Source organism: Pseudarthrobacter sp. NIBRBAC000502770, assembly GCF_006517815.1.
Classification (GTDB): Bacteria; Actinomycetota; Actinomycetes; order Actinomycetales; family Micrococcaceae; genus Arthrobacter; species Arthrobacter niigatensis.
In genome coordinates this window covers 1,561,015-1,584,311 of record NZ_CP041198.1, presented here as the reverse complement: position 1 = coordinate 1,584,311, position 23,297 = coordinate 1,561,015, and the positions used below count along the sequence as shown (strand labels likewise).

At 66.9% G+C, this 23,297-nt stretch carries 21 protein-coding genes; 10 read left to right on the top strand and 11 right to left on the bottom strand.

Going from position 1 to position 23,297, the window contains the following annotated elements:
- Nucleotides 1-34: 34 nt before the first annotated feature.
- Nucleotides 35-598 carry a dihydrofolate reductase family protein gene (locus NIBR502770_RS07620; RefSeq protein WP_141181559.1) on the bottom strand — a complete coding sequence of 188 codons (564 nt, stop codon included), beginning with the start codon at nt 596-598 and terminating at the stop codon, nt 35-37.
- 188 nt (nt 599-786) lie between these two features.
- On the opposite strand from NIBR502770_RS07620, the gene NIBR502770_RS07615 reads away from it, so the two are divergent.
- Genes NIBR502770_RS07615 through NIBR502770_RS07605 form a run of 3 tightly spaced genes read left to right on the top strand, consistent with a single transcriptional unit; the run spans nt 787 to nt 2,792 of the window.
- Nucleotides 787-1,431: a biotin transporter BioY gene (locus NIBR502770_RS07615; RefSeq protein ID WP_141181558.1), complete on the top strand. Its 645-nt coding sequence runs from the start codon at nt 787-789 to the stop codon at nt 1,429-1,431.
- A 9-nt stretch (nt 1,432-1,440) separates the two neighbouring features.
- On the top strand, nt 1,441-2,172 hold the full coding sequence (locus NIBR502770_RS07610) for an energy-coupling factor ABC transporter ATP-binding protein (RefSeq protein WP_141181557.1): 732 nt from the start codon (nt 1,441-1,443) through the stop codon (nt 2,170-2,172).
- Complete coding sequence (locus tag NIBR502770_RS07605) at nt 2,169-2,792, top strand: energy-coupling factor transporter transmembrane protein EcfT (protein ID WP_141181556.1); 624 nt, start codon at nt 2,169-2,171, stop codon at nt 2,790-2,792. The genes NIBR502770_RS07610 and NIBR502770_RS07605 overlap by 4 nt, the downstream gene beginning before the upstream one ends.
- A gap of 22 nt (nt 2,793-2,814) precedes the next feature.
- On the opposite strand, the gene NIBR502770_RS07600 is transcribed toward NIBR502770_RS07605, so the two are convergent.
- Together NIBR502770_RS07600 and NIBR502770_RS07595 are read right to left on the bottom strand one after the other, a co-directional pair.
- Nucleotides 2,815-4,032, bottom strand: a complete 1,218-nt coding sequence (locus NIBR502770_RS07600; RefSeq protein WP_141181555.1) for a thiolase family protein — start codon at nt 4,030-4,032, stop codon at nt 2,815-2,817.
- Entirely contained in the window at nt 3,995-5,401 is a 1,407-nt protein-coding gene (locus NIBR502770_RS07595) for a class I adenylate-forming enzyme family protein (RefSeq protein WP_141181554.1), read from the bottom strand. Before NIBR502770_RS07595 ends, NIBR502770_RS07600 begins: the two co-directional genes overlap by 38 nt.
- Nucleotides 5,402-5,458: 57 nt before the next feature.
- Here NIBR502770_RS07595 and NIBR502770_RS07590 point away from each other — a divergent pair, with 57 nt between their 5' ends.
- On the top strand, nt 5,459-6,340 hold the full coding sequence (locus NIBR502770_RS07590; protein ID WP_141160486.1) for a neutral zinc metallopeptidase: 882 nt from the start codon (nt 5,459-5,461) through the stop codon (nt 6,338-6,340).
- A gap of 92 nt (nt 6,341-6,432) precedes the next feature.
- Here NIBR502770_RS07590 and NIBR502770_RS07585 read toward each other — a convergent pair whose 3' ends face one another.
- From NIBR502770_RS07585 to NIBR502770_RS07560, 6 genes are read right to left on the bottom strand one after another with little or no spacing between them, the layout of a single operon-like run.
- Nucleotides 6,433-6,765, bottom strand: coding sequence for a metal-sulfur cluster assembly factor (locus NIBR502770_RS07585; RefSeq protein ID WP_018761278.1), 333 nt, complete (start codon nt 6,763-6,765; stop codon nt 6,433-6,435).
- 12 nt (nt 6,766-6,777) lie between these two features.
- The gene (gene sufC / locus NIBR502770_RS07580) at nt 6,778-7,572 is read right to left on the bottom strand and encodes a Fe-S cluster assembly ATPase SufC (protein ID WP_141160487.1); all 795 of its coding nucleotides are present in this window, start codon (nt 7,570-7,572) and stop codon (nt 6,778-6,780) included.
- 42 nt (nt 7,573-7,614) lie between these two features.
- Nucleotides 7,615-7,971: a non-heme iron oxygenase ferredoxin subunit gene (locus tag NIBR502770_RS07575; protein ID WP_141160488.1), complete on the bottom strand. Its 357-nt coding sequence runs from the start codon at nt 7,969-7,971 to the stop codon at nt 7,615-7,617.
- Between the two features lie 20 nt (nt 7,972-7,991).
- A complete protein-coding gene (gene sufD, locus NIBR502770_RS07570) occupies nt 7,992-9,233 on the bottom strand; it encodes a Fe-S cluster assembly protein SufD (protein ID WP_141181553.1) in 1,242 nt (413 codons plus the stop codon).
- Nucleotides 9,233-10,696 carry a Fe-S cluster assembly protein SufB gene (gene sufB, locus NIBR502770_RS07565; RefSeq protein WP_141181552.1) on the bottom strand — a complete coding sequence of 488 codons (1,464 nt, stop codon included), beginning with the start codon at nt 10,694-10,696 and terminating at the stop codon, nt 9,233-9,235. Before sufB ends, sufD begins: the two co-directional genes overlap by 1 nt.
- Nucleotides 10,696-11,502 carry a metalloregulator ArsR/SmtB family transcription factor gene (locus NIBR502770_RS07560; protein ID WP_246857444.1) on the bottom strand — a complete coding sequence of 269 codons (807 nt, stop codon included), beginning with the start codon at nt 11,500-11,502 and terminating at the stop codon, nt 10,696-10,698. Before NIBR502770_RS07560 ends, sufB begins: the two co-directional genes overlap by 1 nt.
- A 156-nt stretch (nt 11,503-11,658) precedes the next feature.
- Here NIBR502770_RS07560 and NIBR502770_RS07555 point away from each other — a divergent pair, with 156 nt between their 5' ends.
- From NIBR502770_RS07555 to NIBR502770_RS07545, 3 genes are read left to right on the top strand one after another with little or no spacing between them, the layout of a single operon-like run.
- Nucleotides 11,659-12,627: an ABC transporter ATP-binding protein gene (locus NIBR502770_RS07555; protein ID WP_141181550.1), complete on the top strand. Its 969-nt coding sequence runs from the start codon at nt 11,659-11,661 to the stop codon at nt 12,625-12,627.
- On the top strand, nt 12,624-13,391 hold the full coding sequence (locus NIBR502770_RS07550) for an ABC transporter permease (protein ID WP_141181549.1): 768 nt from the start codon (nt 12,624-12,626) through the stop codon (nt 13,389-13,391). Before NIBR502770_RS07555 ends, NIBR502770_RS07550 begins: the two co-directional genes overlap by 4 nt.
- A 7-nt stretch (nt 13,392-13,398) precedes the next feature.
- Nucleotides 13,399-14,343 (top strand): heme A synthase, encoded by a 945-nt coding sequence (locus tag NIBR502770_RS07545; RefSeq protein ID WP_141181548.1) that lies wholly within the window; start codon nt 13,399-13,401, stop codon nt 14,341-14,343.
- A gap of 94 nt (nt 14,344-14,437) precedes the next feature.
- Here the strand turns inward: NIBR502770_RS07545 and NIBR502770_RS07540 are convergent, their stop codons facing one another.
- Together NIBR502770_RS07540 and NIBR502770_RS07535 are read right to left on the bottom strand one after the other, a co-directional pair.
- Nucleotides 14,438-16,705: a bifunctional SulP family inorganic anion transporter/carbonic anhydrase gene (locus NIBR502770_RS07540; RefSeq protein WP_141181547.1), complete on the bottom strand. Its 2,268-nt coding sequence runs from the start codon at nt 16,703-16,705 to the stop codon at nt 14,438-14,440.
- 211 nt (nt 16,706-16,916) lie between these two features.
- Nucleotides 16,917-17,876 (bottom strand): heme o synthase, encoded by a 960-nt coding sequence (locus tag NIBR502770_RS07535; protein WP_141160496.1) that lies wholly within the window; start codon nt 17,874-17,876, stop codon nt 16,917-16,919.
- A 519-nt stretch (nt 17,877-18,395) separates the two neighbouring features.
- Here NIBR502770_RS07535 and tkt point away from each other — a divergent pair.
- From tkt to NIBR502770_RS07520, 3 genes are read left to right on the top strand one after another with little or no spacing between them, the layout of a single operon-like run.
- The gene (tkt, locus tag NIBR502770_RS07530; RefSeq protein WP_141183365.1) at nt 18,396-20,513 is read left to right on the top strand and encodes a transketolase; all 2,118 of its coding nucleotides are present in this window, start codon (nt 18,396-18,398) and stop codon (nt 20,511-20,513) included.
- A 26-nt stretch (nt 20,514-20,539) separates the two neighbouring features.
- Nucleotides 20,540-21,655 (top strand): transaldolase, encoded by a 1,116-nt coding sequence (tal, locus tag NIBR502770_RS07525; protein WP_141181546.1) that lies wholly within the window; start codon nt 20,540-20,542, stop codon nt 21,653-21,655.
- Nucleotides 21,656-21,660: 5 nt separating this feature from the next.
- On the top strand, nt 21,661-23,292 hold the full coding sequence (locus NIBR502770_RS07520; protein ID WP_141181545.1) for a glucose-6-phosphate isomerase: 1,632 nt from the start codon (nt 21,661-21,663) through the stop codon (nt 23,290-23,292).
- Nucleotides 23,293-23,297: the final 5 nt, after the last annotated feature.

The following is a 23,297-nucleotide window of genomic DNA, read 5'->3' as shown; positions in this document are numbered from 1 at the left end:
CAAGGCGGGGATCGTGCAGGACAGCAACGGAGGGTCAGCGCCTGGTCCGGTACTCCGTCATGACTACGCCGTTGGGAAATGCCCTCGTGTCCACCAACGTCAGGTTCACCCAGGTGTCCAGGGCTGTAAAGAAGGGTTTGCCGCCGCCCACCAGGACCGGATGGGTGACGGTCACGTACTCGTCGATCAACCCGGCCCGCATGGCCGCTGCGGCGAGCGTGGCTCCGCCAATGTCCATCGGGCCGCCGTCTTCGCCCTTGAGCCGGGTGATCTCGGTGACCGCGTCACCGGTGACCAGGCGGGCATTCCAGTCTACGGCGCTGAGGGTCGAGGAGAACACCACCTTCGGCATGTCCCGCCAGCGCCGGGCAAATTCGATCTCAGCCGGTGTGGTCCCAGGCTGTTGGTCGGCGGTGGGCCAGTGCGGGCTCATGGTCTCCCACAGCCTGCGCCCGTACAGCGCCAGGCCCGTGGCCCCCACCCGGTCGGACCACCACTGGAACAACTCGTCGCCCGGTACGCTCCAGCCAATGTCGCCGCCGGGTGCGGCTATGTAGCCGTCGACGCTCAGGTTCATGGCGAAGGTCAGCTTGCGCATGGCGCCCAGTCTCCCCCGACTCTCCGGCCGTTGCATAGACCCGCGCAGTTCATGTCCGGTCCCCTTTGTGCCCACCCAAAAGCGCCCACGCCCTCCCTTAGTAGGACCCCTACAAAATGGTCCCCGTTTCGCGCCGGTAGCGTCGGCTGTACATTAGATTCCGCTTGTACAACCCCGACAGGACCGCCATGAGCAACACCGAGACCACCACAGAAACCAGCAAGCGGACGGAGCGCCGGCGCTGGAACGGCACCGACCTTGGCCTAGTCGCCGTCTTCGCCGCCCTCGTGGCCGGCGCCGCACTGGTGCCGGGACTGGCCCTGAACGGCTTCGGCGTCCCCATCACCTTCCAGACCCTGGCCGTGATGCTCACCGGCCTGGTGCTGGGGCCCGCCCGCGGATCCGCCGCCGTCGGACTTTACACCCTCCTGGGGCTGGCCGGCCTGCCCATCTTCAGCCAGGGCCGCAGCGGCCTGGCCATCCTCGCGGGGCCTTCGGCCGGCTACATCATCGCCTTCCCCATCGCCGCCGCGGCAGTGGGTTGGCTGGCGACTGTGGTCATCCGCCGGACCACGAAAGCCCGCGCCCTGTGGTTCTTCCTGGCCGCCACGGCCACCAGCATCGTCTTCGTGCATACGCTGGGCGTCCTGGGAATTGCCCTCAACTCCAAGGCCACGCTGGAGCAGGCCTTCCTTAGCGACCTGGTCTTCTACCCGGGAGACATCATCAAGAACCTCCTGGCCGCCGCCGTCGCCGTCGCCCTCCACCGGGCGTTCCCCGATGTCCTGGTCCGCCGCGTCCGCCGCCGCACCCAACCCACCCGAAGCGCCTAGGGACTACGCATGCCGGCAGTAACGTTCGACCAGGTGCGTGTCGCCGTCGAAAGCGAGGACTCCCCGCAGCCCAAGGTCCTCCTGGACGCAGTAAGCCTCAGGCTGGACGAAGCCCGGGTGGGCGTCATTGGCGCCAACGGATCGGGCAAATCCACGCTGCTGCGCCTCGTCAACGGACTCATCCAGCCCTCCAGCGGCACCGTCACGGTCGACGGCGACGACACTGTGGGTGCCGTCCGGAAGGTCAGGCGCAACGTGGGCTTCGTCTTCACCGATCCCCTGTCCCAGCTGGTGATGCCCACCGGCCGGGAAGACGTCGAACTGTCCCTCCGCCGTTCAACCAAGAACGGTACGGAACGGCGGCACCTGGCGGAACAAGCCCTCGAACGCCTGGGCCTGCTGAACCTGGCGGACCAAAGCATCTACGAGCTGTCCGGCGGCGAGCGGCAACTGATGGCGCTCGCCGCCGTGCTGGCGGTAAACCCCCGGGTGCTGGTGCTGGACGAGCCCTCCACCCTCCTGGACCTGCGCAACCGCGAGCTGCTCCGCAGGACTCTGGCGCACCTGGACCAGCAAATCATCATGTCCACCCACGACCTTGACCTGGCCCTGGACATGGACCGGGTCCTGGTCATCGAGCAGGGCCGCGTGGCTTTCGACGGCGCCCCGGCGGAGGCCGTGGCGGCCTACCGCTCATGGTGCCTTCAGGGATTGGACGCCACAGGGCGGGATTCCACGTGAGGGGCCACGGCTTCCTCCTGGCCAACTACGTGCCCGGTACCTCACTGGTCCACCGGGCACCGCTGGCGCTGAAGTTCCTCCTGGTCATCGGCTGTGGACTGCTTTCCTTCCTCATCGTCGACTGGCGCATCTCCGCAGGTGTCCTGGCCCTGCTCTGCGGCCTGTTCCTCGCCACGGGCGCCGGGGCGCGCCGGCTGTGGCACGCCGTCCGCCCACTGGCCCCCGTGCTCCTGGTCATTGGCCTCTTCCAGTGGTGGCAGCTGGGCGGACCCACAGCGGGCCGGATCGTGCTGAACATCCTGGTCTGCGTCGTGGCAGCATCCCTGCTGACCGCGACCACGCCGATCCAGCGGCTCCTGGACGGCGTGGTCCACCTGGCGCGGCCCTTCAAAAGGTTCGGCGCCGATCCCGAACGCTTCGCGCTGACCATCGGCATCATGCTCCGCAGCATTCCCTTCATCGCAGGCACCTTCGCTGACGTGCGCGACTCCGCCAGGGCCCGGGGACTGGAGCGCAACCCCCGCGCACTGGTCCTGCCGGTCTTCATCACATCCGTGGCGTACGCCCGCCAAACAGGTGAGGCGCTGGCGGCCCGCGGCTTGGGCGAACCGGAAGACTGACCGGGCGGGACGCCAGGCGGCGTTACAGCCGCCGGTACTCCAGCAGTGCCGCCGTGCCCATTCCACCGGCCATGCTGATCATGGCCAGCCCCAGGGCGCCCTCGGTGCCCGCCCGCCGCGCCTGGGCGAGCAGCCGGGTCACCAGCACGGCACCCGACGCACCGTAGGCGTGCCCCAGCGCCAGCGCCCCGCCGTCGAGGTTTGCCCGGCCGGGATCGATGCCCAGCTCATCGAGGCACGCGAGGGCCTGTGAGGCGAACGCCTCGTTGAATTCCACCAGGTCCAGCTCGCCGGCCTTCACACCGGCCGCAGCCAGGACGCCCCTGGCAGCCGGAACAGCGCCCATCCCCAGCACCTGCGGAGCCACCCCGGCGGTACCGGTGCCGCGCACCAGCAGGCCATCACGCACCCCGAGCAGGCGGGCCCGCGCAAGGGAGGTTACGACGACGGCGGAGGCGGCGTCCGCGTCAAAGCAGGAATTTCCGGCAGTGACAGTCCCTCCTGGCACAAAGGCGGCCCGGAAGCGTGCCATGACAGTCGGCGTCAGGCCCGCCCGCGGCCCGCCGTCCACGGAGACGGTCCCCGCGGGAGTCTCCAGCGGCACGAGTTCGTCCGTGAAGCGTCCGTCCCGGATGGCGGCGAGGGCTTTCCGGTGGCTGGCCAGCGCGAAAGCATCCTGGCGTTCCCGGGCAACGCCGTACGCGCCGGCCACCGTTTCCGCCGCCACGCCCATGTCCGGGTCCCCGAAGCTGTCCGGCACAAACTGGGCGCGCCGGTAGAACTCCGGGCCGCCGTCGTCCTTCCTGTGGGCACGCAGGGGCGCGGTGCTGGTGCTTTCCACTCCCCCTGCCAGGTAGAGCGGTCCGCCGCCGGCCGCAACGAGTCGTGCGGCAAGGACGATTGCATCCAAGCCCGAACCGCACTGCCTGTCAACGGTGATTCCCGGCACGGCGGCCGGCAGTCCCGCCTCCAGCAGGGCAAGCCGTGCAACGTTCCCGCCCCCTCCGACGGCGTTGCCGATAACAACGTCGGTGACGGACGCGGGGTCCAGCGCCACTGCGGCCAGTTCCCGGAGGACCGGAGCAAGGAGTTCGTGGGCGCGCAGGCTCCGCAGCGCTCCGTTGACGGGGCACACCGGGGTCCGGCGCGCGGCGATGATGACCGGCTGCCGTTCGGGCGGCAGGAGGCCGGGCGGCTGGACGTCAGGCGCCAAGGGCACGCACCCTGGGGTCGCGGGCATTGATCCACTCCAGCAGGAGGTTGCGGCTGACCTTGCCGCGGTCCGTGGTGGGCAATTCCGCGAGCAGGTAGTACTGCGACGGCCGCTTGTGCCGGGACAGGATGTCCTCCAGGCCGGCCCGCAGCTGGGTGGCGCTGATTCCGCCGTGGGACGGCAACACGCCGGCGACAACGCGCTGGCCACGCAAGTCATCAGTCATCCCGGCAGCAACAGCTGCTGAGACCCCGGGGACGGCCGCCAATGCCAGTTCCACCTCATGCGGGTAGACGTTCCGTCCCGCCGTCAGAATCATGTCGGCGCGGCGGCCGAGGATGTGCAGTTCGCCGTCCGCCAGGTAGCCCTGGTCCCCCACCGTGTACCAGTCGCCGAAGCACCGCAGCGCTTCACCGTCGTCGCCCCACAGGTAACCGTTGCCCACCATGCCGCTGCGGACGCAGATGTTGCCGTAGCTGCCGTCGGGGACCGGTGCGCCCTCGTCATCCAGGATCCGGACGTCGACCCCCGGAAACGGCCGGCCGATTCCGGTCCCGCCGGCGGTGGCCTCCTGGCCGGGGGACAGGCCAAGACCGGACACGAAACTCAGTTCGGAGGCGCCGTAGTACTCGTAGATGGTGGCGTTGGGAGCCCAGCGTCTGGCCGCTTCGAGGGTGCGCGCATCAAGCTTGGAACCGGCGCAGATGATAGTCCGGATACCGGACGCATCGACGCATCCGGTCATGCCGCGCTCGCTGAGCATCCGCAGCATGGTGGGTACCAGGACCAGCCGGGTGACACGGTCGTGGGTGATCGCCGCATGGACGTCGCCGACGTCGAACGTCTGCAGCGTCTGGAACTCGGAACCGGCATACAGGCACTCAGCCAGGGCATAAAGGTTCAGGCTGGCGGCCAGCGGACCAGGCGCAAGGGTCACGTCATCCTGCCGGAGACCGAAAAACTCGATCGAGGCATCGAAGGATTGCTGCCAGGACCGCCGGGAGCGGGTGAAGGCCTTGGGTACAGCCGTGGTTCCGGAGGTGAGGCCAATCAGGAAGGTGGATACCGCCGGCCCGTCGGCCAACCCGTCATCCGGAGACACCGATGCGGAATCGGCGCATGCCTCGACCCGCCGGACGATGTCCTCCTGCAGGGACTTGGGCCAGGCCGGATCCAGGACGGCGCATTGCCGGCGGCCCGCCACGGCGGCTGCGAATTTCACGGCAAAGTCCACGGAATTGGCTTCGCAGAGTGCCGTGACGGATTTCGTGCCGGCCACCTCGTCTTTCGCGGCGTCCCGCAGTTGCTCCCAGTCGAGGCGGCGCCCGGCTATCACGACGGCGGTGTCGTGCGGCCGCTGCCCGGCCCAGCGCTGGAGCTTGTCGAGGAAGGGCACGGACCAACTTTACCGGCAGGGCAGATTGAGCGCCCGGCCCGCGGGTAATGTGACGTTATGAGTTTCAACGACAACGTCCAGCTTGATCCCTCCCAGGTCCAGGACCGCCGGGGCATGGGCACCGGGGTGAAAGTCGGCGGCGGCATCGGCGGCGGCCTGGTCCTGCTCGTTGCCCTCCTCCTGGGCATCAACCCCAACATGCTCGGCGGACTGGTGGACGGGGGCTCGTCTGGACAGTCGCAGGGCACGGCACCTGCCTGCAGCACCGGCGCGGACGCGGACGCCCGCTTGGACTGCCGGATCACGGGCACCGTCAACAGCCTCAATGCGTTCTGGCCCGGCTACCTGAAGCAATACAAGGTGCAGTACCCGCGGCCGGAAGCGGTGATCTTCAGCGGCGGCACCAACACCGCGTGCGGGGCTGCGACCTCCGAGGTGGGCCCGTTCTACTGCCCCACGGACACCACGGCGTATTTCGATCCCGGGTTCTTCCAGGAGCTGGTGGACCGTTTTGGTTCCTCCGGCGGCCCGCTGGCGCAGGAATATGTGGTGGCGCACGAGTTCGGCCACCATGTCCAGAATCTGCTCGGCGACCTGCAGCGGGCGCAGCAGGATCCGCAGGGACCGGAGTCAGGGTCCGTACGCACCGAACTGCAGGCGGATTGCTATGCCGGTCTTTGGGCCAAGTACGCCTCCACCACCCCGGACCCGGCTACGGGCCAGCCGTACCTGGAACCCCTCACCCAGCAGGATGTGAACGACGCATTGTCCGCCGCCGCTTCGGTTGGCGACGACCGGATCCAGAAAGCCGCCACGGGCCGCGTCTCCCCCGAAGGTTGGACGCACGGCTCCAGCGAGGAACGGCAGCGCTGGTTCTCCCGGGGCTACCAGTCCGGCGACATCAACCAGTGCGATACGTTCAGCGCCGCCACCCTCTAACCCCGGTTCACCCCGGATGGACCGACGACGACGGCGGGCCGCCTTTCCTGCGAAAGGCGACCCGCCGTCGTCGTCTATAAGGCAGTGGGGACTTAGATGTTGAAGCCGAGGGCCCGCATCTGGTCCTTGCCGTCGTCGGTGATCCGCTCGGGACCCCATGGCGGCATCCATACCCAGTTCAGGCGCCAATCGTCCACAACACCGTCCAGGGCCTGTCCCACCTGCTCCTCGAGCACATCGGTGAGCGGGCAGGCCGCTGTGGTGAGGGTCATGTCGATCAGGAGCGCACCGTCGTCGTCGGAGTACTTCAGGCCGTACAGCAGTCCCAGGTCGACAACGTTGACGCCAAGCTCGGGGTCGATGACGTCCTTGAGCGCCTCTTCGACATCCTCCAGGGCCGTGCGGCCCGGCTTGATTTCGGTCATGGCAAGTCCTTACTAGGCCTGGACTGCGGCCGGAGCCGCGACGGCGGCTGCGCCGGCGCCCTTGGCGTAACGGTCGTAGCCTTCTTCTTCGAGGCGGTCGGCCAGCTCGGGGCCGCCCTCCTCCACAACCTGGCCGTCCACGAACACGTGCACGAAGTCAGGCTTGATGTAGCGCAGGATGCGGGTGTAGTGGGTGATGAGCAGGGTGCCCATGTTTCCCTCAGAGTGCGCACGGTTGACGCCCTCGGACACGATCTTCAGAGCGTCAACGTCCAGACCGGAGTCGGTCTCGTCCAGGACGGCGAACTTGGGCTTGAAGAGTTCCAGCTGCAGGATCTCCACGCGCTTCTTTTCGCCGCCGGAGAAGCCTTCGTTGACGTTGCGCTGCGCGAAGTCGGCGTCGATGCGCAGCTTCTCCATGGCGTCCTTGACGTCCTTGGTCCAGGTACGCAGCTTGGGCGCTTCGCCGTCGATGGCGGTCTTCGCGGTGCGCAGGAAGTTGGTCATGGTGACGCCCGGAACCTCTACCGGGTACTGCATGGCCAGGAAGACGCCGGCCCGTGCGCGCTCGTCAACACTCATGGCCAGCACGTCTTCGCCGTCCAGCGTGATGGTGCCGCTGGTGACGGTGTAGCGCGGGTGGCCGGCGATGGTGGAGGCGAGGGTGGACTTGCCGGAGCCGTTGGGTCCCATGATGGCGTGCGTCTCGCCGGTCCTGATGGTCAGGCTGACGCCCTTCAGGATCTCCTTGGTGCCCTGCTCCGTCTCAATGCTGACGTGCAGGTCCTTGATCTCAAGAGTTGACATGCTCTTCTTTCTTTTCGCTCGTAAGTCTGGTGCTGCGGGCGCTCAGTAGTTGTTTACTGCTGCGCCGTTCAAAACGTTGGTGACATCCACATAGACGTCGTCTCCGTCGAGTTCGACGGCGAATACCGGAACAGGATCGTAAGCCGGAAGCTGGAGCGGCTGGCCGCTGCGCAGGTCGAACTGGGAGCCATGCCCCCAGCACTCGATGGCGCAGCCTTCCACGTCGCCTTCGGACAGTGAAATGTCCGCATGCGAGCACGTGTCGCCGATGGCGTGGATGTCCCCCATCGAATCCCGGACAACGGCCACGGGGTAGCCGTCGACCAGGATGCGCAGCGCCTGCTTGACCTTGATGTCATTGGCGCTGCACACCAGCTCACCCTTGGGTTTGCCGCTCATACGTTCCTGCCCGCCTGTCTCTAGTAGTCGATTGCCGCGAGTTCGCGCTCAACAGCCTCGGTCAGGCGCTCTTCGAGGGCCGGAACCTTGATCTGCTGGATGATCTCGTTGAGGAAGCCTCGGACCACCAGGCGGCGGGCAACATCCTCGGGGATACCGCGGGCCATCAGGTAGAACAGGTGCTCGTCGTCGAACCGGCCGGTGGCGCTGGCGTGGCCGGCACCCTCGATCAGGCCGGTCTCGATTTCGAGGTTGGGCACGGAGTCCGCGCGGCAGCCGTCGGTGAGCACCAGGTTCTGGTTCTTCTCGTACGAATCGGTGCCTTCGGCCTGCTTCTGGATCAGCACGTCGCCAACCCACACGGTGTGCGCGCCCTTGCCCTGCAGAGCGCCCTTGTACAGGACGTTGGACTTGCAGTTGGCCACGTTGTGGTCCACGAAGGAACGGTGCTCCAGGTGCTGGCCGGCATCGGCGTAGTAAAGGCCCAGGAGCTGTGTCTCGGCGCCTTCCCCGGCGAAGCGGACGTTGGAGTTCAGGCGCACGATCTTGCCGCCAAGAGTTACGGCAATGTGCTTGTACACGGCGTCCTTGGCAACCTCGGCGTCATGCTGTGCCAGGTGCTTGGCGTCGTCCCCCCAAAGCTGCAGGGAAACCACCGTGAGGTGGGCGCCTTCGCGGACCAGGACCTCAACATTGCCGTTGTGGTCTGAGGTGCCGTCGTGCTCGATGATCACGACGGAGCGGCTGTTGACTCCGGCTTCGATCACCACGTGGGAGTTGGTCCGGCGGCCTGCGCCGTTGCCGGTCAGGACCAGGCGCACCGGCTCGTCCAACTCGGCGTTCGCCGGGATGGAGATGAGCTGGGCGTCGCCGGCGTTCGCGGAAGCCACGACGGCGGCACGGTCGGCGGGGACGAGGGTGGCGCCACGGGGGGCCTCACCTGCGCGGAGGGTCCGCTGGACCACGGCTGCAGGTGCCTCGACCGTAACGCCAAGGGCGCCCGCCTCCGACGGGGTATCGGACAGCAGGTTGGCCAGTTCACGCACCGGGGTGAAGCGCCATTCCTCTTCCCGGCCGTTGGGCAGGGCGAAGTCGGCCACGACATGGCTGGTGAGCCTCTCGGCGCGGGAGGCCATGACCTGTGTGCCGTGGCTGTGGTGGCGGTCCACCTTGGAGGCGACGAGGTGCTCGCCCTCCTCGGTGAAACCGGCGATCGACGGTGCGCCGACGCGCGCCTTTTCGGTAGTTGCTTCGGCAGTCATTAACCGACGGATCCTTCCATCTGGAGTTCGATGAGGCGGTTCAGCTCGAGGGCGTATTCCATGGGCAGTTCGCGGGCGATCGGCTCAATGAAGCCGCGCACGATCATGGCCATGGCCTCGTCCTCGGGCATGCCGCGGGACATGAGGTAGAACAGCTGTTCCTCGCTGACGCGGGAAACGGTGGCCTCGTGTCCCAGCTGGACATCGTCCTCGCGGATGTCGATGTACGGGTAGGTGTCAGACCGGGAAATGGTGTCCACCAGGAGGGCGTCGCAGCGCACGGTGTTGGCCGAGTGCTTGGCTCCTTCCCGGATCTGGACCAGGCCGCGGTAGGCGGCGCGGCCGCCGCCACGGGCAACGGACTTGGAGATGATCGAGCTCTTGGTGTTCGGCGCAACGTGCACCATCTTGGAACCGGTGTCCTGGTGCTGGCCCTCGCCGGCGAAGGCAATGGACAGGGTCTCGCCCTTGGCCCCTTCGCCTACAAGGTACACGGCCGGGTACTTCATGGTGACCTTGGAGCCGATGTTTCCATCGATCCACTCCATGGTGGCGCCTGCTTCACAGACGGCACGTTTGGTCACCAGGTTGTAGACGTTGTTCGACCAGTTCTGGATGGTGGTGTACCGGACGCGGGCGCCCTTCTTGACGATGATCTCCACCACGGCGGAGTGCAGCGAGTCCGAGGTGTAGATCGGCGCTGTGCAGCCTTCGATGTAGTGGACGTAGGAGTCCTCGTCGGCGATGATCAGCGTGCGTTCGAACTGACCCATGTTTTCCGTGTTGATGCGGAAGTAGGCCTGCAGGGGGATCTCCACGTGGACGCCCTTGGGGACGTACACGAACGAGCCGCCGGACCAGACGGAGGTGTTCAGCGAGGCGAACTTGTTGTCGCCCACCGGGATGACGGTGCCGAAGTACTCCTCGAAGATCTCCGGGTGTTCCTTCAGCGCTGTGTCGGTGTCCAGGAAGATGACACCCTGCCGCTCAAGGTCCTCCCGCAGCTGGTGGTAAACAACCTCAGACTCGTACTGGGCGGCAACACCCGAAACAAGGCGCTGCTTTTCGGCTTCGGGGATGCCCAGCTTGTCATACGTGTTCTTGATGTCCTCGGGCAGGTCTTCCCAGGTGGCAGCCTGCTTCTCGGTGGAGCGCACGAAGTACTTGATGTTGTCGAAGTCGATGCCGGAGAGGTCCGCGCCCCAGGTGGGCATGGGCTTGCGGTCGAAATACTTCAGGCCCTTCAGGCGCAGGTCGAGCATCCATTCCGGCTCGCTCTTCTTCGCCGAAATGTCCCGGACTACCTCTTCGTTGAGCCCACGGCGGGCGTTGGCGCCGACATCGTTCTTGTCGGCCCAGCCGTACTCGTAGTTGCCGATGCCGTGGAGCTCGGGATTCTTTTCCAGAATCTCCGAGATCACAGTGTTTTCGGCGACTGCTTTCTCTGATAGTTGGTCCGTCATCACGGCCTTTCTTGCTGATGGTTGATTACTTCGTCCAGGCTGGCGGGGGCTGCCGCCGGCACCGTGGCCGGTTTGGCAGGCAGCCTGCCTGTAGGAATATGTGTGGTGCAGACGTGGCCGCCGCGGGCCAGCGTGGAGAGGCGGCGGACGTCAACGCCCACCAGCCTTGAAAAGACTTCGGTCTCGACGTCGCAGAACACCGGGAAGCGGGCGGCGAGCTGCTGGATGGGGCAGTGGCCCTGGCAGAGCTGCACGCTGGAAAGCGCCGCGGGCAGCGGTGCCTTTGCCTCGATGGACGCAGCGGAAGCCACGAAGTTGTCGCGGGTCAGCGCCGCTGCGAGTGCGGTGGCGCGGTCCCGGATGTCCGGGCCGGCCTGCTCGATTTCGGGTGCGTAGCGCCGCTCCATATCCGCGAACCGTTCTTCGGCGAAGGCGCGCACCGCGTCGGGGCCGGCTACCTTTTGCAGCTGCTGGAGCGCAAGGGCGGCGATGTCCAGGTAGTCGTTGCCCAGGCTGGACTGGCCCTGGGAGCTGAGGACGTAACGGCGTGCGGGGCGGCCGGCACCCGTTCCCGGCTTGGCGAGGCGCTTGACCTCGATGACTCCGGCCCGGGAAAGGTGGTCCAAATGGCGCCGGACAGCGGCCGGGGTAAACCCCAGCATGTCCCCCAGCTCGGCCGCGCTGACGGGACCGTGTTCCAGGACGGCAGCGAGGACCCGGTCCCGGGTGCGCTCGTCAGCGTCTGCCACAGGACCGGCTGCAGCGGGTCCCGGCCCGGCAACAGGCACAGCGGTAGCGTTGGTCATGGAATACACAACACAATCATGTCGTAATTTAGTCCCGCACTCCAGTAAGGGCAGGCTGACCTTGGCTCCGCACGGAATATGACTTCCTGCAGTTTCCCGGCGCTCCTCCCAACCCCGCCGGACGGCGCGGAGTACTACATCCCGTAGAATACTGTGGTGCGATCCCCCCAGTCCCCCGTCCTGTCCATCCATGGGCTGATCAAGGACGTAGGCCCCCTGTCCAGCCTGGACGGAAAGATGCTCAGGGTTGTCAGCGGCGTCTCCCTCACCGCGGAACGCGGGCAGGTGACCGCGTTGCTGGGCGCAAACGGAGCCGGCAAGACGACCACCCTGGAATGCGCGCAGGGCCTGCAGAAACGTACCGGCGGCAGCATTTCCCTGCTGGGCCAGGACCCCGCCACGGCCGGTGCTGACCTGCGCTCCCGCGTCGGGGTGATGCTGCAGGACGGCGGGCTCCCGCCGTCGGCACGGCCCATCCCGTTGTTGCGGCATATCGCCGGCCTGTACGCCCGCCCCTGGCCGTTGGAAGACCTGGTGGGCAGGCTGGGCATCGATGCCTTCAGCCGGACCAGCGTCCGCCGGCTTTCCGGCGGCCAGAAGCAGCGCCTGGCACTCGCCGCAGCCTTGATCGGCAGGCCGGAAGTCCTCTTCCTGGATGAACCCAGCGCCGGACTGGACCCGCAGTCCCGGCAGCTGGTGTTCGACCTGATTGCCGAGCTGCGCGACGGCGGCATGGGAATCATCCTGACCACCCATCTGATGGACGACGCCCAGCGCCTTGCGGACTACGTGTACATCATTGACGGCGGCCGCAACGTCGCCGAGGGCACTGTCCATGAGCTGCTGCAGCGCAACCCCGTGGCGGACCAGGCCGGCGAGCACGTCCGGACCCTGGTGTTCGAGGCACCCGCCGGGCTGGACCTGGCTGCGGTGCTGCCGGACGACGTCGACGTCTCCGAGGCCCGTGCCGGCAGCTACGCCGTCACCGGCGCCCTCACACCCCGCCATTTGTCCGCCCTGGCCCAGTGGTGGGAAGCAAAGGGCATCATGCCGGCATCGATGAGCCTCCAGGCGCGTAGCCTTGAAGACGTCTTTCTGGACATCTCAGGAAAGGACATCCGATGAGTACCGCAGCGATCCGGGAGACGCAGAAGCCCGCGTCCCTGCCGCGCCGCGTCCTCCTGCAAGGCAAATACGAGGCAATGACAATGCTGCGGAACGGCGAGCAGCTGATCCTGGCCGTGGTGTTGCCGCTGCTGGCACTGGTCGGCCTGACGGTGACGCCTTTCCTCGACGGTATGGGCTCCAGCCGCATCAATGTGGCTGTTCCGGGGATCCTCGCTCTGTGTGCCATGTCAACGGCTTTCACCGGGCAGGGCATCGCCACCGGCTTCGACCGCCGCTATGGGGTGCTGCGTTTCCTGTCCACGACGCCCCTGGGCCGCGGCGGCCTGATTGCCGGGAAGGTTCTCTCGGTCCTGGCCGTCCTGTGCCTCCAGGTGGTAGTGGTGGGCCTGGTCGCCCTGGTGCTGGGCTGGCAGCCGACGGCGTCGGGCTGGCTCCCCGGGCTTGCCCTGCTTGCGCTGGGTGCAGCGGCATTCACCGCACTGGGGCTGCTGGTGGCCGGTACCGTCCGGCCGGAAGCGACGCTGGCGATTACCAACCTGCTGTGGATCCTCCTGGGAGCCATGGGCGGCATCGTCATCCCGGCCGAAAGGTTGCCCGCCGCGGCGCAGGCCGTGGTCCATTTCCTGCCTTCCGGCGCCCTCGGGGAATCGATGCGCGCCGCTTTCCTGGGCGGGGCCGTGAACGGCGGCGCCGCCCTGATCCTGCTGCTCTGGACCGTCATTGCCGGAGCCGCAGCCATCCGTTGGTTCAAGTGGAATTGAGATAATCGTGACCACGGCTTCACGCCTTCCCCAGATTGCCGGCCGCCTGGCGTCGCGGCTTCCCCGTACGGTGGACGTCCGCATCCGCCGCCTCGCCGTTGCCTCCCTGATCGGCCAGACGCTTTTGGTGGTCACGGGCGGGGCTGTCCGCCTGACGGCGTCAGGCCTTGGCTGCCCCACCTGGCCCCGCTGCACCTCGGACTCGATCGTAAACACCCCCGAGATGGGCATCCATGGCTTCATCGAGTTCGGCAACCGGCTCCTGACCTTCGCGCTGGCCGCCGTGGCCGCGCTCATGCTGGTCTACTTGTGGAACCTGCGCAAGGAACGCAAGGACCTCTTCCTGCTTGCCCTCGGGCTGCTCGCCAGCATCCCGGCGCAGGCGGTCATCGGCGGCGTCACCGTGCTCACCAACCTCAATCCGTGGGTGGTGGGCCTCCACTTCCTGGTGTCGATGGCCCTGGTGGTGTTCTCAACCCTGCTGGTGAACCGAGCCTTCGGCCGGACCGGCCGTTTCCCGGCGGCCCGGCCGGCCGTCCTGCCCGCGGCCCTGCGCCCGGTGACTGCCGCCGTCGCCCTCTTCTCTGCCGTGGCCGTCATGCTCGGCGTGGTGGTGACTGGAGCCGGTCCGCACGCGGGTGACGCAGATGCTCCCCGGAACGACCTCGACTGGGACTTGTTCTCCCACATCCACGCAGTGCCTGCCTACCTGGTTACCGCGGGAACGGTGGTGGCGCTGGTGCTGGTCATCCGGCGGCGCATTACCGGCCCCTTCCGGACGGCGGTCCTGATGCTCCTGGGAGTCACCATCCTCCAGGCCATCATCGGGTTTACGCAGTATTACAACGGCATTCCCGCGTTGCTGGTGGCGGCCCACATGCTCGGTGCCGCGCTGCTCATGGCAGCATCGACGAACGCCTGGGACATCGCCCGTTCAAGCACGGCCAAGTAAGTTCAGGCACCGCCACGCAGGAGGCGCCCCGGTCCGTCTGTGGACCGGGGCGCCTTTCCTTTATTGGCGGCGGGCCTTGGCGCAGGTACCCGGACTAGCCGGACGCCAGGGCGTCGTCCTGCAACCTGGCCCCGAGCGCCGGGTCGAGGTCCGCTATGCCGTCCGGCCTCACTTCGAGGACCCGTGCGGTGGCAATGTCGTAGAACAGGCCGGTTGCCTGGACCTGCCCGCCGGCCAGGGCGGGCCCCGCGTGCGGATGGTTGTGGAGCTTGCCCAGCTGCACGGCCACATTGACCATCGCCAGCTGGTCCACCGTGCTGTACCCGGCGGCGGCGGCCTGCCTCCCTACCGGGTGGCCAGCCAGCAGTTCGGCATGGCTTTGCCGGGAGTGCCCCAGCCAGCGCCCGAACGCCGGGCCCAGGGAGGCGTGGTCCGCGCCGTCCGCCTCGGCGATCAGCGCCTTCATGGCGCCACAGTTTGAATGCCCGCAGATCACCAGCGACTTCACGCCCAGGCCATTGACGGCGAAGGACAGGGCCGAGTCGATCGAGGCATCCTGGCCCTGGTTGCACACCACGTTGCCGATGTTCCGCAGGGTGAGCAGATCGCCCGGACCGCTGCTGGTGATCAGATTAGGGTTAACGCGGGAGTCGACGCAGGCCACAAACAGGCTGTCCGGATTCTGTGCCTCGGCCAGGTCGTGCACCAGCGGGCGCACCTGGTCCGCGAAGCGGCGGTGATACTTGTTGATCCCCTGCAGCAGGGATTCCTTCCGGGGCGGAAGCGGAAGCTCGCTGGCTTCTCCGCGCCGGGGCGATTGGTGCGCCGCGTCCCGGAACAGGGTGTTCCCGTGCTCTTCGAGGTTCACGGTGCCGCCCGTGGCCTGGTGCTGGACCCGCCAGGCCAGCAGGGCTTCGCGGAACGAATGGTCCACGTAGTCCGCATTCAGCTCCACCACGACGTCCACGGCGGCGGGGATGGACTGCAGCGTACCGTTCAACCGCGGCAGCGCGAAGAAGCTGCAGGATCCTGCAACGGTCACCCGCCAGGGCGACGACGTAGTGGCGGGAGGATGGGCCTGGATCGGGGCGCGCAGGACCCGCCACAGCACGCACGCGGCGGCCAGCGCGAGCCCGATCATGACGCCCTCCAGTAGGTTCAGGAAGACAACGCATGCAAGGGTCACGGCGTAGATCAGGAGGTCTCCGGTCCGCAGGCTGGTGCGGATATCCGCCACCTTGATCAGGCGCGCGCCGATGACCACCAGCAGGCCGGCGAGGACGGCCAGCGGGATGAGCTGGATCAGCCCGGCGAAGAGCGCCGAGAAGGCAAGGACCCACACGCCGTGCAGCACGGCGGAGGTCCGGGTGGCTGCGCCGGCTTCCACGTTGGTGGCGCTGCGGACGATGACCCCCGTGACGGGAAGGCCGCCCAGTGATCCGGAGACGATGTTTGCGGCGCCCTGGCCGACGAGTTCCTTGTTGAGGTTGGTGCGCGGGCCGGTGTGCATTTTGTCCACTGCAACCGCGGAAAGGAGGGATTCGATGCTCGCGATCAGGGCCATGGTCAGGACTGCGAAGGCGAAGGCCCGCCAGTTTCCGTCGGGAAGCTGCGGCAGCGCGATCGCATCGAAGATCGAGCCGTCGAGGGAGATCCGTTCCACCCCCGGGGCAAAGGCGACCGCCAACGCGGTACCGGCGGCAACTGCCGCCAGCGGGCCCGGCACCCGGCGGACAATGGGGGGAAGGAACCGCCAGCACAGCAGGATCACGATGACCGCCAGGCCCAGCAGGGCCGCATGCAGTTCCAGGTTGGTGATGGCGGCAGGCAGTCCTGCGAGGTTCTCAAGCGCAGAGCCCGCAGGCTCCGATCCCAGTAGTACGTGGAGCTGCTGCAGGATGATGGTGACGCCGATGCCGGCGAGCATGGCCTTGACCACCACGGGGGAAACGGCCAGGGCTGCCCGGCCGACGCGGCTTATACCCAGCAGCAGCTGCACGGCGCCGGCGGCCACGGTGATGGCGCACGTCACCTGCCAGCCGAACTCCTGCACCAGGCCGGCCACGACGACGGTCAGCCCGGCGGCGGGTCCACTCACCTGGAGCGGTGAGCCGCCAAGGCTGCCGGCCACAATGCCGCCGATGGCGGCGGCGATCAATCCTGCCATGATCGGGGCGCCGGAGGCAGCCGCGATGCCAAGCGAGAGCGGGAGCGCCACGAGGAACACCACCAGGGAAGCGGGGACGTCGGCGCCGAGGTGGGAGGCAAATCCGGGGAGACCGGGTTTTTTCCGGACCGGGTTCCCGTTTCCGCCCGGTGGACTGTGGCTGGGCGTGGGGACGGCTGAGGGACGGGCTTCCATGGGCTGTTTCCTTTGCTTGCGGGAAGGGTCCGTTCCACCGTAAGCAGGTTGTCATGTTTAATGACAGTTAACGTGACAGATATGACAAGCATGTCATATCTGTCACCGAGGCAACGAAACCGGTGGTTTGCGGCCCACGCGCAGCATGCCAACAAAGAAGGCGGCCCCACCTTGAGGTGGCGGCCGCCTGCGGCTTAATGGGGCGGTTTGGCTAGCCGCCCGCCACTGCACTTCCGACGAACGGGTCCACAGCGAGGGCGATGAAGAGCAGCGTCAGGTAGCTGATGGAACCGTGGAACACCTTCATGGCGCGCTTGTCGGGAATATCCTCCCGGTGGGCGCGGGAGTACAGCGCATGGGACTCGTAAAGGAACCAGGCGCCCGCGATGACAGCAGTTGCCGTGTACACCCAGCCCGCCCCGCCGGCCGGGATCATCAGCAGGGATGAGGCCACCATGGCCCAGGCGTAAAGGACCACCTGGACGGACACCACCTTTGCCCCGGCAATGGCCCCGAGCATGGGGACGTTGGCGTTCCGGTAGTCCTCGCCGTACCGCATCGACAGGGGCCAGTAGTGCGGGGGCGTCCAGAGGAAGATCACCAGGAACAGAATGACGGCGGGCCATTCGACGGAGTTCGTTACGGCGGCCCAGGCAATCAGTACCGGGAAGCAGCCTGCGGCGCCGCCCCATACGATGTTCTGCGCCGTGCGGCGCTTGAGGATCATGGTGTAGATGACGACATAGAAGAAGATAGCGCCCAGTCCCAGCCATGCCGAGAGCGGATTGGCGCCGAACCAGAGGATCACGATCGCCGCCGCACCCAGCAGCCAGGAGAAGACCAATGCTTCCCGCGGGGTGACTTCACCCGTGACGAGCGGCCGGTTTTCCGTCCGGTGCATCAGCTTGTCGATATCCCGGTCGATGTAGCAGTTGAACGCTCCCGCGCTGCCGGCGGCGAAAGCCCCGCCCACCAGGGTGGCAAGGATCAGCCCGATGGAAGGGAAGCCCCGCTCCGCGTAAATCATCGTGGGAAGCGTGCTGACCAGGAGAAGTTCGATCACGCGCGGCTTGGTGAGGGCGAGATACGCCTTGGCCTTACGGGCAAACCCGATGCCGGAGGCCCGGGATGCGTTCAGCGGCGTATCTGTTGTGCTCACGGTGGCAGTCACCCGTTCTGTGTGGCAGTTGAGGCTGCAGGGCAGCTCCGGTCGTGCGGCCCGGACCCGGGCACGGCACTCAGGGATGGAAAAGCGCCAGGTGCGTGCAACAGCCGGGACACTCCGGGTGGCGTTAGTGATGCGCACCCGGCGTTGGCCTCCAAATATCATACCGCGCCGCAAGCACTTCCCCTGCCCCGCAATATGCGCAATTGATTGCTCGCAGGCCCATTCGAGCAGATTAAGTCACCGCGCCGGAATAGTGATTCACAAAAGGGGAAATTGCGTCCAAAACGTGAGATTTGCGGCGCCCGAAGGATGGATAAGAGCTAAGCTGTCACCAGATCAGCACGCAGCAAGAAAGCGGTGGAAAACGCATTCCCGTTGCTGTCCGTGACTGAATGCAAGGATCAACGTTTCGATGGTGAACGGCTGGTACACACCGCAGCGGGCGCCAAGCAGAGCACCCTTGACCGGATCCGGTGTACCACCCACGCCAGCACAGAGAGGGGCCCGGTTTTCGTGCCACATTTGGAAGAGCAAGAACTGTCATGGACCAGCTTGGACCAGCGAGCCGTGGACACCATCCGTGTCCTGGCCGCGGACGCCGTCGAGAAGGTGGGCAACGGCCACCCCGGAACTGCCATGAGCCTGGCACCCGCCGCTTACCTTCTCTTCCAGAAGCTGATGCGCCACGACCCGCGGGATCCGCAGTGGCTTGGCCGTGACCGGTTCATCCTGTCCCCCGGCCACACCTCCCTGACGCTTTACATCCAGCTCTTCCTCTCAGGCTACGGGCTGGAACTGAAGGACCTCGAGGCGCTGCGCACCTGGGGTTCACTCACCCCGGGACACCCGGAGTACAAGCACACCGCCGGCGTGGAGATCACCACCGGCCCGCTCGGCCAGGGCCTCGCGTCCTCGGTCGGATTCGCCTACTCCCAGCGCCGCCAGCGTGGCCTGTTCGACGCCGATGCGCCGGCCGGCGAGTCGCCGTTCGATCACACCATTTGGGTCATCGCGTCCGACGGCGACCTCCAGGAAGGCGTCACGGCGGAGGCTTCGTCGCTGGCCGGCCACCAGGAACTGGGCAACCTCGTGGTGATCTATGACGAGAACCACATCTCCATCGAGGACGATACCGACATCGCATTCACCGAGGATGTCCTGAAGCGCTACGAGGCCTACGGCTGGCACACCCAGCGCGTGGACTGGACCCGGACCGGCGAATACAAGGAAGACGTCCAGGAGCTCTACAGTGCCCTGCTCGCCGCCAAGGCCGAGACCTCCAGGCCGTCCATCATTTCGCTGCGCACCATCATCGGCTACCCGGCCCCCAAGAAGCAGAACACCGGCAAGATCCACGGCTCCGCCCTCGGCGCCGACGAGGTTGCCGCGCTGAAGGAGGTGCTGGGCTTCGACCCCGCGAAGTCCTTCGAGGTGGACCAGGAAGTCCTGGACCATGCACGCGCAGTGGTGGAACGTGGCGCGGCCGAACACAAGGAATGGGAAGAATCCTTCAACGCCTGGCAGGCAGCCAACCCCGAGGGCGCCGCCCTCCTCCAGCGCATCGAAGCGCAGGAACTTCCTGCCGACGTCGACGCCGCGCTGCCGGTCTTCCCGGCCGGCAAGGATGTCTCCACCCGCGCAGCCTCCGGCAAGGTCCTGAACGCCCTCGGCCCGGTCCTGCCCGAGCTGTGGGGCGGCTCAGCCGACCTCGCAGAGTCCAACAACACCACCATCGAAGGTTCCCCGTCCTTCGTGCCGGCCTCCAAGCAGACCGGTGCCTGGTCCGGGAACCCGTACGGCCGGGTGCTGCACTTTGGTATCCGTGAGCACGCCGCGGCATCAATCGTGAACGGCATCAGCCTGGCCGGCAACACCCGCGCGTTCTCCGGTACGTTCCTGATCTTCAGCGACTACCAGCGCCCCGCCATCCGCCTGGGCGCCCTGATGGGTGTCCCGTCCCTGTACGTATGGACGCACGACTCCATCGGCCTGGGCGAGGACGGCCCCACCCACCAGCCAGTGGAACAGCTCGCTTCACTGCGCGCCATCGTGGGCCTGGACGTCGTCCGCCCCGGCGACGCCAACGAAGTGGCAGCCGCCTGGAAGACCATGCTGGAAAACCACGCCAACCCCGCAGGCATCGTCCTCACCCGCCAGAACATCCCAACGTGGGAACGCGGCGAGGGCGACGCCGACGGCGACACTTTCGCGTCGACGGCAGGCGTGGCGAAGGGCGGCTACGTGCTGGCCGAAGCATCGAAGGACGGCGCCACGGTGCCGGCCGACGTGATCCTGATCGCCACCGGCTCGGAAGTCCAGCTGGCCGTCCAGGCCCGCGAAGCGCTGCAGGCCGACGGCATCGCGGCCCGCGTGGTATCCATGCCCTGCGTTGAATGGTTCAAGAAGCAGGACGCCGCCTACCGCGAATCGGTCCTGCCCGCGGCAGTCAAGGCACGCGTGTCCGTCGAAGCCGGGCTGGCCCTCAGCTGGCGCGAATTCGTTGGCGACGCAGGCCGCTCCATCAGCCTTGAGCACTACGGCGCTTCCGCGGACTACAAGCGCCTCTTCCAGGAGTTCGGCATCACGGCGGAAGCAGTGGCCGCCGCCGCCAAGGACTCCCTCGCCGGCCTGCAGGCCTGAAACCTAAACTTTTAGGAGATAGAACAATGACAACTCCCACCCAGCAGCTCTCCGACGCCGGTGTTTCCATCTGGCTCGACGATCTTTCCCGCGGACGCCTGGAAACCGGCACCCTCCGCAAGCTCATCGAAGAAAAGAACGTGGTTGGCGTGACCACCAACCCCTCCATCTTCCACGCGGCCATCACGTCGGGCACCGACTACGACCACATCATCGCCGCCAAGGCGGCAGAGGGCGCCAGCGTGGAGGACACGATCTTCGAGATCACCACCACCGACGTCGCCGATGCCTGCGACCTGTTCGCGCCCGTCGCCGCCGCCACCCGGGGAATCGATGGCCGGGTCTCCATCGAGGTCGACCCTCGGCTTGCCTGGGACACCGCCGGGACCATCGCCGAGGCCAAGCACCTCTACCAGCGCGTCAACAAGGCCAACGTCCACATCAAGATCCCTGCAACCGTCGAGGGCCTCGAAGCCATCACGGCCACGCTGGCAGAGGGCATCAGCGTCAACGTCACGCTGATTTTCTCCCTGGAGCGCTACCGGGCAGTCATCAACGCCTTCCAGGCCGGCCTGGAGCAGGCCAAGGAAAACGGGCACGATCTTTCAAAGATCCACTCGGTTGCATCCTTCTTCGTTTCGCGCGTTGACACCGAGATCGACAAGCGCCTCGACAAGATCGGCACCGAAGAAGCCAAGGCCCTCAAAGGCAAGGCCGGCGTTGCCAACGCGCGCCTGGCCTACCAGGTCTACGAGGAGCTCTTTGCCACCGAACGCTGGGGCCTGCTGGCCGACGCCGGCGCACTCCCCCAGCGCCCCCTGTGGGCCTCCACCGGTGTGAAGGACCCGGCCTACCCGGACACCCTGTACGTGACCGAACTCGTGGCCCCCGGAGTCGTGAACACCATGCCGGAGAAGACGCTCGATGCCACCTTCGACCACGGCGTGGTCACCGGCGACACCGTCTCCGGCACCTACGAGGAGGCAAACGCAACCCTGGACGCCCTGGAGAAGCTCGGCGTCTCCTACAATGACGTCGTCGCACTCCTTGAAACCGAAGGCCTGGACAAGTTCGTGGCCAGCTGGAAGGAACTCCTGGCCGACGTCGAAGGCGCCCTCGCTTCTGCACGAAAGGCTTCCTAACACCTATGAGCACTCTCAGCTACGACGCCACCGGCGCTGCACAGCAGGCGCTTGAACAGCACCTTCCCGGCCTGGTCCAGGACCGGGTCGCCACCCGGATCTTCGCGAAGGACCACACGTTGTGGGGTCCGGACGCCGAATCCGAGTCAGCGGTCCGCCTGGGCTGGGTGGAGGCCGCCACCGTTTCACAGCCCCTGGTCAAGGACATCCTGGAACTCCGGGACGCGCTGCGCTCCGAGGGCGTGACACGGATCGTGCTTTGCGGCATGGGCGGGTCCTCGCTGGCCCCCGAGGTCATCGCAGGCACGGCAGGCGTCGAGCTGACTGTGCTGGACAGCACGGACCCGGACCAGGTCCGTGCCGCCCTCGCCGACCGGCTGGCCCACACGGCCATTGTGGTGTCGTCCAAGTCCGGCTCCACCCTGGAAACGGACTCCCAGCGCCGGATCTTCGAGCAGGCCTTCACCGAGGCCGGCGTGGACGCCAAGAGCCGGATCATCATCGTGACCGATCCCGGCTCACCGTTGGACAAGGCTTCCCGGGAGGCCGGCTACCGGGCGGTCTTCAACGCCGATCCCAATGTCGGCGGCCGCTACTCCGCCCTGACGGCGTTTGGCCTGGTCCCCTCCGGCCTGGCCGGCGTGGACATCCAGGCTTTCCTGGACGAGGCGGAGGAAGCTGCCGAAATCCTCAACGACGATGCCGCGGACAACATCGGGCTGGCTTTGGGTGCCACCCTGGGCGGAACCAGCCCGCTGCGGAACAAGATCGTCATCGCAGAGGACGGCTCCGGCATCGTTGGATTCGCCGACTGGGCTGAACAGCTCATCGCTGAATCCACCGGCAAGCTCGGCACGGGCATCCTTCCGGTGGTCGCAGGTCCGCAGGCTCCGGAGGTAACGTCCGGCGCTTCCGACGTGCTGGTGGTGCGGCTCGTGGCAGCCGATGCCGACATCGAACTCGGCGAGAACCAGGCAGCCATTGCCGGCGGCCTCGCCACCCAGATGATGGTGTGGGAATTCGCCACCGCCGTGGCGGGCCGCCTGCTGGGGATCAACCCCTTCGACCAGCCCGACGTCGAAGCCGCCAAGGTAGCGGCACGCGGGTTGCTGGACGCCCAGCCGGAACCCACTCCGGCAGCGTTCGTCGACGGCGCCATCGAGGTGCGCGGCGGCGACTGGCTCGGCGACGCAGCAACGGCGGAAGGTGCCGTCAAGGCACTCCTCGGCACCTTGGCGTCCGACAGCTACCTGAGTGTGCAGGCTTACTTTGACCGGTTGGCTTTCGCAGGACTCGAAGGCATCCGCGACGACCTGGCAGCTGCCACCGGCCGCCCGGTGACCTTCGGCTGGGGCCCGCGGTTCCTGCACTCCACCGGTCAGTTCCACAAGGGTGGCCCCGCCATCGGAGTGTTCCTCCAGGTCACTGCCACCCCGGCGGAGGACCTGGGCATCCCGGACCGGCCGTTCACCTTTGGTGAGCTCATCGCTGCCCAGGCTGCAGGCGACGCCCAGGTCCTGGATGGGCACGGCCGTCCCGTGCTGCGCCTCCACCTCACCGACCGTGCCGCCGGCGTGGCACAGCTGCAGGATATCGTCGCTGCACTGTCCACCCGCGCATCCGCAACCGAAAGCTAAGGCAC